The following is a 14,145-nucleotide window of genomic DNA, read 5'->3' as shown; positions in this document are numbered from 1 at the left end:
GGCAGGGCACCTCTTTTGCATCGCTGGCCTTGAGGCGTGCCAGCTCGACCTTGCTGGCAGTCGTCGCTTCCCTCCCCCCGCGGCGTTACCGCGTTCGCCAGGAGGGGGGATTGAGGGAGGGGAGCTCGCCGTCGATGGCTTCGCTCCGTCGCTCCAGCTAGCTAAAGCACCTTGCCCGGGTTGAGGATTCCGTTGGGGTCGAGCGCCGCCTTGATCGCCTGCATCATCTCGAGCGCCACCGGGTCCTTCACCTGCCGCAGCAGGGCGGATTTCAGCTGCCCGATGCCGTGCTCGGCCGACACCGAACCGCCGAGCTTGCGCACCACTTCATAGACGGCCGCGTTGGCGTCGGCCTCGCGCGCCATGAAAGCCTTGGAGTCGGCGCCGGCGGGCTGGCTGAAGTTGAAATGGATGTTGCCGTCGCCCATGTGGCCGAACGGGCAGGGCCGCACACCGGGGATAGCGCGCTCCACTGCGGCGCTGCCCTCGGCGATCAGCTGCGGCACGGCGCCGATCGGCACCGAGACATCGTGCTTGATCGAGGCGCCTTCCTTCGATTGCACCTCGCTCATCTGCTCGCGCGCCGCCCACATCAAGGTGCGATCGGCCTCCGACTCGGCGACCACCGCATCGGCGACGAGGCCGCTGCCGAGCGCTTGTTCGAGCGCCGCCTGCAATGCGCCGGGCGCACCGCCTTTCATCCGGTTCACTTCGGCCAGCACATACCAGGGCGACAGGCTGGCGGTCGGGTCGCGCGGCAACAGGCCATATTTCAGCTGCAGGTCGATGCCGAACCGGTTCATCAGCTCGAACGCGGTGAGCCGCGAGCCGGCACGCTCGCGCAAGAGGTAGAACAACTGCAGCGCCACGCCGGGATCGGCCACATTGATCAGCGCCGTTTCCTGTGCCTCGGGGATCGGGAACAGCTTTACTGTCGCCGCGGTAATGAAGCCGAGCGTGCCTTCGGCCCCGACCAGCAGGTCCTTGAGGTCGTAGCCGGTATTGTCCTTCTTCAGCGCGTTGAGCCCGTTGTAGAGCCGCCCGTCGGCCAGCACCGCCTCGACCCCCAGCGTCAGCTCGCGGGCATTGCCATAGGCCAGCACCTGCACGCCGCCGGCATTGGAGCTCAAGACGCCACCAATACGGGCCGAGCCCTGCGACGCCAGCCACAGCGGGAAAATCGCCCCCGCGGCTTCCGCCACCTTATGCGCTTCTTCGAGGATCAGCCCGGCTTCCACCGTCATGTGCCCGGCTGCGGCATTGACTTCGCGCACCCGGTTGATGCGGGAGAGGTTGACGATCACCTCATTGCCGCTGAGCGGCACCTGGCCGCCGACCAGACCGGTATTGCCGCTCTGTGGCACCAGCGGCACCCGATGCTGGTTGGCCCAGCGGCAGATCGCCTGCAGCGCCGCGACGCTCCCCGGCAGCGCTACCGCCACTGCCGGCACGTGGAAGCGCTTGCGCGGCTCAGTCAGGTAACTCGTCATCTCCGCGGGATCGGCGAGCAGCGCGCCGCCATCGCCGACCAGCGGCTTCAGGGCGCGGACGATATCTTTGGCAGTGAGCGTGGTCATGGCGGGGGAAGATAGACCTGAGCGGGGTTGGCGCAAGGGCGAACTTGCCCGCTACCGGTCGCTATGCGACAAGCGGCGCCAACGAGACAATGAAGACGGAGCACGACGATGGCGCAGGGGCTGATGGCCGGCAAAAAGGGCCTGATCATGGGCGTGGCGAACAACCGCTCGATCGCCTGGGGCATCGCCAAGGCCCTCGCCGACCATGGCGCCGAGATCGCCTTCTCCTACCAGGGGGAGGCGCTGAAGAAGCGCGTCGAGCCGCTCGCCGCCGAGATCGGCGTCACCACGCTGGTCGAGTGCGACGTGTCGAACGACGCGGCGATGGACGAGACCTTCCGGGTGCTCAAGGACAAGTGGGGGACGATGGATTTCCTCGTCCATGCCATCGGCTTTTCCAACAAGGACGAGCTCGAGGGCCGCTACATCAACACCAGCGCCGAGAACTTCGCGCTCACCATGAACATCTCGGTCTATTCGTTCACCGCCGTCGCCAAGCGCGCCGAGGCGATGCTGAACCCCGGTAGCTCGCTGCTGACGCTGACCTATTACGGCGCCGAAAAATACGTGCCGAACTACAATGTCATGGGCGTCGCCAAGGCCGCACTCGAGGCCTCGGTGCGCTACCTCGCGCATGACCTCGGCCCGCAGAACATCCGCGTCAACGCCATCTCGGCCGGCGCCATCAAGACCCTGGCGGCCTCCGGCATCTCGGGGCTCCGCACCATGCTGCACTTCCAGGAGAAGGCGGCGCCGCTGAAGCGCAACGTCACCCAGGAAGAAGTCGGCTCGGCCGCGCTCTACCTGCTCAGCGATCTCGCCTCCGGCGTCACCGGCCAGGTGCAGTATGTCGATTGCGGCTTCAACATCATCGGCATGCATGTCGACGATGAAGCCGACGCCACTGCGCCCACCGCCTGATTTATCCCGGGGCTGCCGCAAGGCGGCCCCTTTCGTTTCCGAGCGTCGATATGTCCATCACCTGGCCTGAACTCTATTTCATCCGTCACGGCGAAACCGACTGGAACGCCGAGGGGCGCTACCAGGGGTCCAAGGACATCCCGCTCAACGATATCGGCCGCGGCCAGGCCGATCTCAACGGTAAGCTCTTGGTGCAGATCCTCGAGCGGGCCGGTCGCAGCCCGGCCGATTTCACCTGGCACGCTTCGCCACTCGGCCGCACTCGCGAGACCATGGCCCGCGTCCGTTCGGCCTTCTCTGTGCCGCTGCCCGAGGTGGTCTTCGACCAGCGGCTGGTCGAGGTATCGTTCGGCATTTACGAAGGCCGGCTCCACACCGAGCTCAGTTCCGGCGAGATGGCGATCGCCGGCGAGCGCGACGCCAGCTTCTGGAATTTCCGCCCGCCCTCGGGCGAGAGCTATGAGGATGTGGCGCAGCGCATCTTGAGCTTTGCCACCGACACGCTCAAAGCGCCGGCGATCATCGTGGCGCATGGCGGGATCCTCAGGATTTTGCGCCGCCTGATCGAGGATTTTCCGGCCGAGCGCGCAGTGAACTGGTTCCCGCCGCAAGATTCGGTGGTGCATTTCATCGACGGCAAGAGCGTCGTCTATCCGGCTGGTCACAGCTGGGACGACTGAGCGGACGAGCTTGGGAGGCCACGTTGAAGAGCACCGGGGACGATCCGCCACCCCTGGCCGCCATCGCGATCCGGCCCTGGCTCGACACCGACTCGGCGGCTGAGCTGACCGAGCTGCTGCACCGCGCCTATGCGCACCTCGCCGCGATGGGGCTGCGCTTCTGGGCGACGCATCAGAGTGCCGAGGTCACCGAGAAGCGTATCGCATCGGGCGAGTGCTTCGTCGCCGTCGCCGATGGGGTGATCTGCGGCACCATCCTGTTCCGCGATGCTTCCCGCACCAATGGCAGCCCCTGGTACGATCGATCCGACGTCGCCTCGTTCGGCCAGTTCGCGGTCGAGCCCGAGCTCCAGAGCCAAGGCCTCGGACGCCGGCTCATTGCCGATGTCGAAGACCGCGCCGCTGCCTCCGGCGCCCGGGAACTGGCGCTCGATACAGCGGAACCGGCAGTGCACCTCGTCGAGTGGTACACGCGCCTCGGCTACCGCTTCATCGAGCGTACCCAGTGGCAACACACCAACTATCGCAGTGTTGTGCTGAGCAAGACGCTCGTCGGCAGGCAGGGCGACTGAAGGGAGTCTCGGTTCCGGTTGAAGTCCGGAGCTGATGGGGGATGTCTTGGCATATGCCAAAGGGGGTGGCCGTGACACAGCGGCAGCTTCGTACCACCAGCATTTTCCGCAACGGTCGCAATCAGGCCGTGCGCATCCCTGTCGAATTCGCCCGGGAACGGCGCCACCCAGGACGTTCGCCGAGCTGTTCAGCGAGTGGGAAGCCTTTCGCGAGTTCCCGGATGTCGATGACAGTTCGCTGCCGCCAGACCCCCGCACCCCGCTCGAATGACCCGGTCGAGAACTGGCTCGATTGACCGTCTCGCCGCGTGCCCCTAGAACCGCGGCAGTCTTCGGGGCATTCTCATGAGCTTCAATACCTTCGGCCACCTGTTCCGTTTCACCACCTGGGGCGAAAGCCATGGGCCGGCGCTGGGCGTGGTGGTCGATGGCTGCCCGCCGGGGCTGCCGATCTCGGCCGAGGTGATTCAGCGCGATCTCGATCGGCGCAAGCCCGGCCAGTCGCGCTTCACCACGCAGCGGCGCGAGGACGATCAGGTGCGGATCCTCTCCGGCGCCTTCGAGGACGAGCGCGACGGCCAGCTGAAAACCACCGGCACGCCGATCTCGCTCATGATCGAGAACACCGACCAGCGCTCCAAGGATTATTCGGAGATCAAGGACAAGTATCGTCCCGGCCACGCTGACTTCACCTATCACCAGAAATACGGCATCCGCGACTACAAGGGCTCGGGCCGCGCCTCGGCGCGCGAAACCGCGGCGCGCGTCGCCGCCGGCGCGGTGGCCCGGCTGGTGATCCCCAATGTCACGGTACGCGCGAGCCTCGTGCAGATCGGCCCGCACAAGATCGACTATGCGCGCTTCGACTGGGCCGAGGTGGACAACAACCCGTTCTTCTGCGCCGACCCGGTCGCCGCCAAGGAGTGGGAAGTCTACCTCGATGGCATTCGCAAGGCCGGCAACTCGGTCGGTGCGGTGATCGAAGTGGTGGCCGAAGGCGTGCCGCCCGGCTGGGGCGCCCCGATCTACGGCAAGCTCAGTGCCGACCTCGCCTCGGCGATGATGTCGATCAATGCGGTCAAGGCCGTCGAGATCGGCGCCGGCTTCGAGGCGGCCGAACTCACCGGCATCGAGAATGCCGACGAGATGCGGGCCGGCAATGCCGGGCCGTATTTCACCTCGAACAAGGCAGGCGGCATCCTGGGCGGCATTTCCAACGGCGATCCGATCGTCTGCCGCTTCGCGGTGAAGCCGACCTCCTCGATCATCACACCGCGCCAGACGGTGACGACGCATAACGAAAACACCGAGGTCATCACCAAGGGCCGGCACGATCCCTGCGTCGGCATCCGGGCCGTGCCGATCGGCGAAGCGATGATGGCGGTGGTGCTGGCCGACCATTTCCTGCGCCATCGGGGCCAGACCGGCCGCGAGGGCGGCATCGGCTACTAGAGCGCTTTCAGGAAAAGTTGCAGACTTTTCCGGTTCGAAAGCGCGACAATTCACACTGAGCTGCTCGGGGCTCGCTGGCAGGGCCCCGCGGGCTGACCCTTAGAATTGCGAAAATTGTCGGCGCGGAACACGCGCTAGTGCGCATTGACCGCCTCTGCGGCAAGGCGCCTGCTGTGAGCATAGGCCGTAAGCCATTGCTCTTGCTGGATTATTTCTACGGGTAAGCGCGAGATGACTAAGCGGTCACACTAACACAGCTGAGGGTTATCAGATGTTCGAGTCCTGCCGCGCTTACGTCATGGCCGCTAATCTGCGTGATAGTCTGGCGCTCGAAACCGTGGCGCATCAGCTCGGCTTCGGCGAGGTGGTCTGTGGCCTCGGCAACCCCGCATATGCCGGCCGCTCGGCAACGTCGATCACCTATTTCTTCCTCGATTACCGCATGCGGGACGAGGAACTGGTCGACACCATCTCTGCTATCCGTGCGGAGCGAACCTCGCAGCTTTGCTACTCGCCGATCATCCTGTTCACCACCGACCGGGCGGCCGAGACCGTGGTGCGCTATGTCCGCTTCGGTTTCGACGATGTCATCAGCCTGCCTGCGCGGCGCGACGAGCTGGCCGAGCGGCTGGCCGATCAGTTGCGCGAGCAGGTCTATATCGAGACCAAGGATTACCTTGGCCCTGACCGGCGCCGGCTCGACCGCGGTGCGGAATTGCGGCTCGGCATCTCGCCGCACACCAGGTTGGTGCTCGAGCGCGATCCACGGCGGGGCGTCAGGGTGCTGGATCGCGAGGTCCGCGGCCACCGCTTCAAGGCGCGGGCGGCGCCGCACACGCATTTCATGGCCAAGTTGTTCGGACAGCACGCTGTCTGACGGCTTTGCCACAATGTGAGGCGCCCTAGTCCCGGCGGCGGAAGCCGGCGACCACCTCACGATTGCCATCGCCGCCGGCAATCGGCGAAGCGACGGTGAACCGGCGCTCCCACCCGGCGGCAGTGAAATGCGCGATGACCCGCTCGACCGCCGCGGCGATCGCGGTTTCGTCGCTGACGATGCCGCCCCTGCCGATATTCTCGCGGCCGACCTCGAACTGCGGTTTGATCAGGATCACCACCTCGGCCTGCGGAGCAGCAAGCGCCAGGGCCGGATCGATCACTTTGAGGATCGAAACGAAGCTGATGTCGCAGACCAGCAGCTCGATCGGCTCGGGGATCAGCTCGACCGTCAGGTCGCGGCCGTTGACGCCCTCGAGCGAGACGACCCGCCGGTCCGCTTTCACCCGCTCATGCAGCTGGTCGTGCCCGACATCGACGGCATAGACCTTCGCCGCCCCACGTTCGAGCAGCACCTGGGTGAAACCGCCGGTCGAGGCGCCGAGATCGAGGCAGACGCGTCCGGCCGGCTCGATGCCGCCGACCTCGAGGCCGGCCACCAACTTCAGCGCCGCGCGCGACACATAGCGCGCGGCGGGGTCGTCGAGAGTGATGCTGTCATCTGCCGCGACCTGCTGGTTGGGTTTGCTGGCGACGACGCCGTTGACCGTCACCGTGCCACGCAGGATCGCGTCACGCGCCCGAGCCCGGCTGGGCAACAGTCCCCGAGCCTCGAGCGCCTGGTCGAGGCGGATGCGATCGCTCACGAGGCGATGAGCTTCTTGATCTTGGCGATAGCGGCTTCCTTGCCCTCGCCATAGGCGATAGTGCCTTCGAAATTGCCGTCCTTGTTGATCAGGAACACCGAGGCAGTGTGATTGACCAGGTAGAAGCCATCCGCGTCAGGTTCGGTGGTCTCGGAAGCCGCGCCGAACGACGCCTTGACCGCCGTCGTCTGCTCGTCGGAGCCGACAAGGCCGATGGTGCCGGGGAACGGGCTCAGATAGTCGGCCAACACCTGTTTGGTGTCGCGCTTGGGATCGACCGTGACGAAGATGGTGCGGAGCTGCTCGTTGCCGAGCCCCAGCTCCTGCTTCCAGACTGTCGATTCCGCCAGCGTGGTCGGGCAGACATCGGGACAGTGCGTATAGCCGAAGAACACCAGGCTCGGCGTGCCCTTGAGGCTCGCCTCGGTGAAGGCGCCGCCAAGCGTCGATTCCATGGTGAACGGCTTGCCGGTCACCCCGAGCGGCGCCGAGGGCGGCCGGAAGATGAACAAAGCCGTGGCGCCGAGCGCGGCCACTACGACCAGCGTCCAGAGGATGATGCGGAAGCGCGCCAGCGCCGGTGAGGAAGTGTCGGCCATGGTTCCTGCCCAGATGAGTTGGCGCCTTATAGCGCCAGCCGGCACAGCCTGGCGCGTGTCATTGTCGCGCACTCACCGAGGCGTGAAGGCTTATTGCGGGTCGAGCGGCTCGGTACCGGTGGGCTGGCCGTTGCGCAGGGTGATCTTTTCGATCCGCATCTCGGCCTGCTTCAGCAGTGCCTCGCAATGCGCCTTCAACGCCTCGCCGCGCTCATAGATGGCGATCGACTCGGCCAGCGGCGCCTGGCCGCTTTCGAGCTTGCCGACAATGCCCTCGAGTTCGCGCAACGCCGCCTCGAAGCTCATCAGCTTGATATCGTCGGCGGTGGCGGGGGAATCGGACATGGCAGTTCCTTCGATGGGCCTCGTTGCTAGCTGGTGGCCATCAACATTTCAACATGCGCGGCGGCGCCGGTGGCGAGCCCGTGTCGGTCGTAGCCACCTTCCAGCATGGAAACCAGCCGTCCCTCGCACAGCCGCTCGGCCACATCCACCAGCCGCTCGGTGACCCAGGCAAAATCCTCGGGGTGCCAGTTGAGTCCGGCCAGCGGATCGCGATAGTCGGCGTCGAAGCCGGCGGAGACCAGCAGGAAATCCGGCCGGAACGCCTCCAGCGCCGGCAGGATCCGCTCGGTATACGCGGCGCGCATCTCCGCCCCGCCGCTGCCCGCCTGAAGCGCGGCGTTGCAGATATTGCCGACGCCGGTAAAGCTCGGCGAGCCGGTACCGGGATAGAGCGGCATCTGGTGGCTCGAGGCGTAAAATACCGTCGGATCGGCCTTGAAGATGTCCTCGGTGCCATTGCCGTGGTGGACGTCGAAATCGACGATCGCCACCCGCTCGGCCCCGAACTTGCGCTGCGCCTCGCGCGCCACCACGCCGATCGAGTTGATCAGGCAGAAGCCCATCGGCCGGTCGATCTCGGCGTGGTGTCCGGGCGGGCGGACGGCGCAGAAGGCGTTACGCACTTCGCCCAGCGCCACCGCTTCGAGCGCCGCGAGCCCGCCGCCGAGCGCCGTCGACGCCGCCTCGAGCGAGCGCGACGAGATGAAGGTGTCCTCGTCGATCTGGCCGATCCCTTCGGCCGGCCTGGCCCGGGTGAGGATGCTCAGGTAGTTGGCGTCATGCACCAGCTCGGCCAGCGTCAGGTCGCCCGACGGCGCCTCGCGGCGGACCAGCCGCGCGAAGCGGTCGGCGCTCAGCGCCTCCTCGACCGCCCGGATGCGATCGGGCCGTTCGGGGTGCCCGGTTGGGGTGGCGTGGCTTTCGAAATTGGGCTGGGAGACGAGAAGAGTGGCCATGGGCTCGGGAACTGTCGCTGCGCCAATAGCTTGACGTTGTGCTCACCAGCTTGTCAAACCTCGCGCCATGGCCAGCGCCGTTCATTCCCACTCCGATCTGCCCGAGCTCGCAGCGCGACTGCGCGCCGGCGAGCTCGTCGCCTTCCCTACTGAGACGGTCTATGGGCTGGGCGCCGACGCGACCAATTCCGATGCGGTGCTGAAGATTTATGAGACCAAGGGGCGGCCGCGCTTCAATCCGCTGATCGTCCACGTCGCCGATCTCGCCATGGCCGAGCGCTTCGTGAGCTTCAGCCCGATGGCCCACAAGCTCGCGGAATTCTGGCCCGGTCCGCTCACCCTGGTACTGCCGAAGCGCCCGGAAGCCGGGCTTTCCGACCTGGTCACCGCGGGTCTCGATACTGTTGGCATCCGCATCCCGAACCATCCGCTGGCTCTGGAGCTGATCCGCGCTGCCGGCCGGCCACTGGCCGCACCCTCTGCCAATCGCTCCGGCAAGCTGTCGCCGACCACCGCCGCGCAGGTCGAGCGTTCCTTCAACGGCGCCGTGCCAGTGCTCGAAGGTGGCGCCTCACAGGCCGGGGTGGAGTCGACCATCCTGGCGGTGGAGGGTGACGTGGTGACGCAGCTGCGCGCCGGCGCCCTGCCGCGCGACGAGGTCGAGGCGGCAATCGGCCGGCCGGTGGCGGTGGCGAGACACGATGCGGCAATTGCCGCGCCCGGCATGCTGGCGAGCCACTACGCGCCAAACGCCACCCTGCGCCTCGATGCCGAGCGGGCGGAGGCGGGGGAGACCTGGCTCGGCTTCGGACCCGGTCCTGATGGCGCCAACCTGTCGCCGAGCGGCGACCTGCGCGAGGCCGCCCGCAACCTGTTTGCCATGCTGCACCAGCTCGATGAAGGCGCCACGCGGATCGCCGTAGCGCCGATCCCGCGTAGGGGGCTCGGCGAAGCGATCAACGATCGGCTGAAACGGGCCGCGGCGCCGCGAGGCTGACGCGTCACTCAAGTTGTGTCTGTGGAGGTGCCCCACCCACTGAGTCATCCCCGCGAAAGCGGGGACCTCCGTTTGCGATGGTGCCACGGCCAAGAAAACAGAGGTTCCCGCTTTCGCGGGAATGACCCGGTGAAGTAAGCGAGACGGCGGATCATCTCGTCCGTCCGCGAAGTGCCTCTAGTTGTCCCGCACCTTGTATGGCTTCTGGTCGCGCCAGAAGCGCATCAGGCTTTCGAGGTCGGGGTCGCCCTGTTCGGGCAGCACCACCCTGAGCGTCGCATAGAGGTCGCCAGCGCCGTGCAGGCCCTTGCCCTTGAGCCGCAGCGCCTTGGCCGTGTTGACCGAGGGCGGCAGGTTCAGTTCGGCTGAGCCATCGAGAGTGGGGACGCGCACCTTGCCGCCCAGCACCGCCTCATAGAGCGTGATCGGCACATCGACGCGCAGGTCCGCACCATCGCGGCGGAACTGCTTGTGCCGTTCGAACTTCACCGTGACGATGGCATCGCCCGGCGCGCCGCCATACGGCGATGGGTGGCCCTGGCCCTTGAGCCGGATCTGCTGGCCTTCCTCGACCTTTTCGGGAAGCTTGACGTTCAGCACCTTGCCGGTCGGCATGCGCAGCGGCACGCTGCCGGCGGCCTGCGCTTCCTCGAGCGTCACCGTGACAGTAGCGTTGATGTCTTCGCCGCCCATCCCGGTGGTGCGGCCGCCCTGGAAGCCGCCGCTCGATGCACCGGTGAACGGATCCCAGCTCTGGCTGCCGCCGGCGCCGCGCGTCGGCCCGCGCTGCTGGCCGCCGAAGCCGGACATGAATTCCTTGAGGATGTCCTCGGCCGAAAAGCCGCCTGCGCCGGCCCCTGCACCGGGGCGTGCGCCGCCGCCCGCGCCACGGCTGAAGCCGGCAAAGCGGGGGTTGCCGTCGGCGTCGATCTCGCCGCGGTCGTAGCTGGCGCGCTTGTCCTTGTCGCTGAGAAAATCATAGGCCGACGAGACCTCGGCGAACTTCGCGTGGGCCTTCGGGTCGTCCTGGTTCTGGTCGGGGTGATGCGCCTTGGCGAGCTTGCGATAGGCGGACTTGAGGTCTTTTTCGGTGACGGACCTCGGCACCCCGAGCACGGTATACGGGTCGCGCATGGGTTCCTTCAATTCGGGGCGGGTTGGGATTTGCTTTCGCGGCCCGCGCCATCCTATATGGCCATGCGCTCCGGGCTTGTCCAGACTGGCGCGTCACGAGGGTAAAACCATGCCGGCAACGACACTTACCGAGCGGCTGTTCGACGATTCCGATACTGCGCCGATCGATCCCTGCTCGCTGTTCGAGGAGTGGTTCGCCGCGGCTCAGGAAAGCGAACCCAACGATCCGCACGCCATGGCGCTGGCGAGCGTCGATGCCGACGGTCTGCCGGATGTGCGCATGGTGCTGCTCAACCAGCGCGATAGCAGAGGCTTCTGTTTTTTCACCAATTTCGAGAGCGACAAGGGCCGCGAGCTGCTGGCGCATCCGAAGGCCGCCTTCGTCATGCACTGGAAGACGCTGCGCCGGCAGATCCGGGTGCGTGGGCCGGTGGAAGTGGTCGCCGACAAGGAGGCCGACGCCTATTTCGCGACGCGTGCCCGGGTCAGCCAGATCGGCGCCCATGCGTCCAAGCAGTCACGGCCGCTCGCCAACCGCTATGCCCTGCTCGAGCGGGTCGAGACCCTGAAGAAGAGTTTTCGCGAAGACGAGCCAGTGAATCGGCCGACCTACTGGTCGGGCTTCCGGGTCATCCCGCAGGTGATGGAATTCTGGCAGGATGGCGCCAACCGCCTGCACGATCGGGTGCGCTTCACCCGCGCCCTGCCGGATGGCGCCTGGAGCCGGCAGCGGCTCTACCCGTAAATACTGAGCGCCGGCAATTGCCCGGTGCTTGCCAATAACGCCACGATTATCGCAACATGCCGGGCGCGTTGGGGGGGGTGGCGTGGCCAGTATTACAACAATGTTTGGTGATGCGAGGATCAGTCGCGTCCCGGCCAAGTTCACCGGTACGCGCGCCGAACTGTTCTGGCGGCTGGTCCGCGGCTACCTCCTGATGTTCCCGACCCTCGGCCTCTATCGCTTCTGGGTCACCACCGTGAAGCGCCAGTTCTACTGGCACAACACCAGCATCGACGGCGATGCTCTCGAATACACCGGCACGCCGTTGCAGCTGCTGATCGGCTTTCTGATCGCGCTGGCGGTCTTCCTGCCGCTCTACATCGTCTTCTTCTACCTCTCGACCCAGGTCGGGGCTGTAGTGATGGTCGGCTATGGCATCGTCGCGACGTTGTTCTGGTTCCTGTTCGGCTATGCCAGCTATCGCGGGCGCGACTTCCGGCTGTCGCGCACGCTGTGGCGCGGCATCCGCTTCGACCAGAAGGGCAATGCCTGGGTCTATGCGACGCGGCAATTCCTGTGGTCGCTGCTGGTCGTCGTCACCGCCGGGCTCGCCTACCCGTTCATGTCCGCCGACCTCTGGCGCTACCGCTACAGCAACACCTGGTACGGTGATCGGCAGTTCAGCTTCACCGGCAGCTGGCGCACCATTGCCGGCCCGTTCTACCGCGCCTATGCGGTCGCCGCAGTAAGCGCTGTCGCCGTGTCGATCCGGTTTGTGGCCTCAGGCCCGGAGACGGCGATCCTGTTGCTGCTGGCGATTCCCGTCGGTTTTGCCTGTTTCTTTTACTATCGTGCCCGCGAGAGCAGCCGGATGTTCTCCGAGGTGCATCTGGGCGCAGCGCGCCTCCGCGTCGAGATCAAGGCGCGCGCCCTGGCGCTGCAGTTCGCGGCCTATTCCGGCATGCTGGTGGTGGCATTCGTCATCATCGGCCTCGTCGGCTTCCTCGTCACCCTGGTGGTACAGGGCCAGTTCGATTTCACCTCGCTCGCCGGCATCGCCCGGGCTGGGTGGATCGGCGTGGCGCTGGCGCTTGGCGGCTATCTGGTGAGCCTCGCGACGCTGGGCCTGATGGCCGAGGTGTATCTCGATTGCGGCTACTGGATGCTGGTGGCTCGCGGCGCCACCATCACCGGCCTCGAGAGCCTCAGCACCGTCCGGGCCGGCGACGAAGACAAGGCGCTGGCCGGCGAGGGTCTCGCCGATGCGCTCAACGTGGGGTCGTTCTGATGGAGATGGAGCCGGTCGGACGCTACTATGACGGGCTTGTGGCGGCCCGCCGCTACGTCACCTTCGCGTTGACCCGCGATGCCGCGCCGGCAGAGCTCATCATTGCCGATCGCGACACCCGCGAAGAGATCGACCGCTGGCCGGTCGACGCGCTGTTCGAGGTGACCGGGCTCGGCGATGAATTGCGGCTCGGTGCCACCGGCCGGCCCTATGGCGCGCGCCTGCGTGTACCGGCCGGCGAGTGGAACACGGCGTTGCGCGAAGCCATCCCCGGCCTCGGCCGGCGCGCGCAGCTCGAGCGTGGGCAACAGCGGCGCGTCCTCGGGATCGCCGTGGCGGCGCTTGCCTCGGTGATCGCCGCCTACGTGTTCGGGGTCCCCGTGCTGGCTGACAGTGTCACCCCGCTGGTGCCGCCGACCTGGGAGACCCGGCTCGGCGAGGGGGCTCGGATGCAGATCGAGGGCATGCTGAGCAACGGCGTCGGTTTCCAGGCTTGCGGTTCGGAGTTCAGTCAGGCGAACCGGGCCATCGACCGCTTCGCTGCCAGTGTGATGGCGGAAACCGGTTCGCCCTTCACCCCCAGGGTGACGGTGGTCCGCTCGCCGCTGACCAACGCCTTCGCGTTGCCCGGCGGCCAAGTGTACTATTTCTCCGGGCTGCTCGAGCGGACCGAAACCGCCGATGAGTTCGCCGGCGTCCTCGCGCATGAGCTGGGTCACGTGGTCCACCGGCACGGCATGGAGATGCTGATCGAGAGCTCGGCGACGGGCCTGCTGGTCGGCTTCGTGCTCGGCGACATGACCAACCTGTCGGTCGCGGCGGCTGCCGGCGCGACGCTGATCGACAGCCGCTTCTCGCGCGAGGCGGAACATGAGGCCGACGCCTTTGCCGGCGCTGCCGGCAACCGCCTCGGCTTTTCGCCGCTGGCGCTGGCGACCCTGCTCGAGCGGATCGCGGCAGATAACACGATGAGCCGCACGCTGGCTTTGCTCAACACCCATCCCTTGACCGACGAGCGGCGGGCTGCGCTCGAAGCGTTCGAGGTTGCGCCCACTACCACCCGCCCGGCCTTCTCCGAGGCCGAATGGCAGGCGATCAAGGCGATGTGCTAGAGCACTTCAGGAAGAGCCTGTCCCCGCGAAGGCGGGGATTGCGGACTTTTCCACCTCGAAAGCGCGACCAAGTCAAAGACCTCGAGCGCTTCTTTGAAACGCTCTGGCATTTCACCGATTTCAACGAAGCGGTGGGATGCTCTGA

15 protein-coding genes are annotated in these 14,145 nt (G+C 66.4%); 9 read left to right on the top strand and 6 right to left on the bottom strand.

The window, feature by feature from the left end:
* Positions 1 to 161: 161 nt before the first annotated feature.
* On the bottom strand, positions 162 to 1,577 hold the full coding sequence (locus tag ACSQ23_RS05970; protein WP_055873938.1) for an FAD-binding oxidoreductase: 1,416 nt from the start codon (positions 1,575 to 1,577) through the stop codon (positions 162 to 164).
* A 108-nt stretch (positions 1,578 to 1,685) separates the two neighbouring features.
* On the opposite strand from ACSQ23_RS05970, the gene ACSQ23_RS05965 reads away from it, so the two are divergent.
* From ACSQ23_RS05965 to ACSQ23_RS05945, 5 genes are all read left to right on the top strand, one after another.
* Positions 1,686 to 2,498, top strand: coding sequence for an enoyl-ACP reductase FabI (locus ACSQ23_RS05965; RefSeq protein WP_436090046.1), 813 nt, complete (start codon positions 1,686 to 1,688; stop codon positions 2,496 to 2,498).
* Positions 2,499 to 2,548: 50 nt separating this feature from the next.
* The gene (locus ACSQ23_RS05960) at positions 2,549 to 3,178 is read left to right on the top strand and encodes a histidine phosphatase family protein (protein WP_055873932.1); all 630 of its coding nucleotides are present in this window, start codon (positions 2,549 to 2,551) and stop codon (positions 3,176 to 3,178) included.
* A 23-nt stretch (positions 3,179 to 3,201) separates the two neighbouring features.
* Complete coding sequence (locus ACSQ23_RS05955) at positions 3,202 to 3,750, top strand: GNAT family N-acetyltransferase (protein WP_436090045.1); 549 nt, start codon at positions 3,202 to 3,204, stop codon at positions 3,748 to 3,750.
* A 345-nt stretch (positions 3,751 to 4,095) separates the two neighbouring features.
* The gene (gene aroC / locus ACSQ23_RS05950; protein ID WP_055873928.1) at positions 4,096 to 5,202 is read left to right on the top strand and encodes a chorismate synthase; all 1,107 of its coding nucleotides are present in this window, start codon (positions 4,096 to 4,098) and stop codon (positions 5,200 to 5,202) included.
* A 271-nt stretch (positions 5,203 to 5,473) separates the two neighbouring features.
* Entirely contained in the window at positions 5,474 to 6,079 is a 606-nt protein-coding gene (locus ACSQ23_RS05945) for a hypothetical protein (protein WP_436090044.1), read from the top strand.
* Between the two features lie 25 nt (positions 6,080 to 6,104).
* Here ACSQ23_RS05945 and ACSQ23_RS05940 read toward each other — a convergent pair whose 3' ends face one another.
* The 4 genes from ACSQ23_RS05940 to ACSQ23_RS05925 all read right to left on the bottom strand — a co-directional run bounded on the left by ACSQ23_RS05940 (position 6,105) and on the right by ACSQ23_RS05925 (position 8,745).
* The gene (locus tag ACSQ23_RS05940) at positions 6,105 to 6,845 is read right to left on the bottom strand and encodes a TlyA family RNA methyltransferase (RefSeq protein ID WP_436090043.1); all 741 of its coding nucleotides are present in this window, start codon (positions 6,843 to 6,845) and stop codon (positions 6,105 to 6,107) included.
* Positions 6,842 to 7,444 carry an SCO family protein gene (locus ACSQ23_RS05935; RefSeq protein WP_055873916.1) on the bottom strand — a complete coding sequence of 201 codons (603 nt, stop codon included), beginning with the start codon at positions 7,442 to 7,444 and terminating at the stop codon, positions 6,842 to 6,844. Before ACSQ23_RS05935 ends, ACSQ23_RS05940 begins: the two co-directional genes overlap by 4 nt.
* Before the next feature lie 90 nt (positions 7,445 to 7,534).
* A complete protein-coding gene (locus tag ACSQ23_RS05930) occupies positions 7,535 to 7,789 on the bottom strand; it encodes an exodeoxyribonuclease VII small subunit (protein WP_055873912.1) in 255 nt (84 codons plus the stop codon).
* 26 nt (positions 7,790 to 7,815) lie between these two features.
* Positions 7,816 to 8,745: a histone deacetylase family protein gene (locus ACSQ23_RS05925; RefSeq protein ID WP_055873909.1), complete on the bottom strand. Its 930-nt coding sequence runs from the start codon at positions 8,743 to 8,745 to the stop codon at positions 7,816 to 7,818.
* Between the two features lie 67 nt (positions 8,746 to 8,812).
* On the opposite strand from ACSQ23_RS05925, the gene ACSQ23_RS05920 reads away from it, so the two are divergent.
* Positions 8,813 to 9,742, top strand: coding sequence for an L-threonylcarbamoyladenylate synthase (locus tag ACSQ23_RS05920; protein ID WP_436090042.1), 930 nt, complete (start codon positions 8,813 to 8,815; stop codon positions 9,740 to 9,742).
* Between the two features lie 177 nt (positions 9,743 to 9,919).
* On the opposite strand, the gene ACSQ23_RS05915 is transcribed toward ACSQ23_RS05920, so the two are convergent.
* Entirely contained in the window at positions 9,920 to 10,876 is a 957-nt protein-coding gene (locus ACSQ23_RS05915) for a DnaJ C-terminal domain-containing protein (RefSeq protein WP_055873904.1), read from the bottom strand.
* 109 nt (positions 10,877 to 10,985) lie between these two features.
* Here ACSQ23_RS05915 and pdxH point away from each other — a divergent pair, with 109 nt between their 5' ends.
* The 3 genes from pdxH to ACSQ23_RS05900 all read left to right on the top strand — a co-directional run bounded on the left by pdxH (position 10,986) and on the right by ACSQ23_RS05900 (position 14,000).
* On the top strand, positions 10,986 to 11,621 hold the full coding sequence (pdxH, locus tag ACSQ23_RS05910) for a pyridoxamine 5'-phosphate oxidase (protein WP_055873901.1): 636 nt from the start codon (positions 10,986 to 10,988) through the stop codon (positions 11,619 to 11,621).
* 100 nt (positions 11,622 to 11,721) lie between these two features.
* Positions 11,722 to 12,888 (top strand): DUF898 family protein, encoded by a 1,167-nt coding sequence (locus ACSQ23_RS05905; protein ID WP_436090041.1) that lies wholly within the window; start codon positions 11,722 to 11,724, stop codon positions 12,886 to 12,888.
* On the top strand, positions 12,888 to 14,000 hold the full coding sequence (locus tag ACSQ23_RS05900; protein WP_055873895.1) for a M48 family metallopeptidase: 1,113 nt from the start codon (positions 12,888 to 12,890) through the stop codon (positions 13,998 to 14,000). The genes ACSQ23_RS05905 and ACSQ23_RS05900 overlap by 1 nt, the downstream gene beginning before the upstream one ends.
* Positions 14,001 to 14,145 lie beyond the last annotated feature (145 nt).

Origin of the sequence: Devosia sp. LjRoot16, assembly GCF_964252795.1 — a bacterium.
Taxonomy (GTDB): Bacteria; Pseudomonadota; Alphaproteobacteria; order Rhizobiales; family Devosiaceae; genus Devosia_A.
Note: the sequence above shows the minus strand (reverse complement) of the source record. Positions and strands in the feature narration are given on the sequence as shown.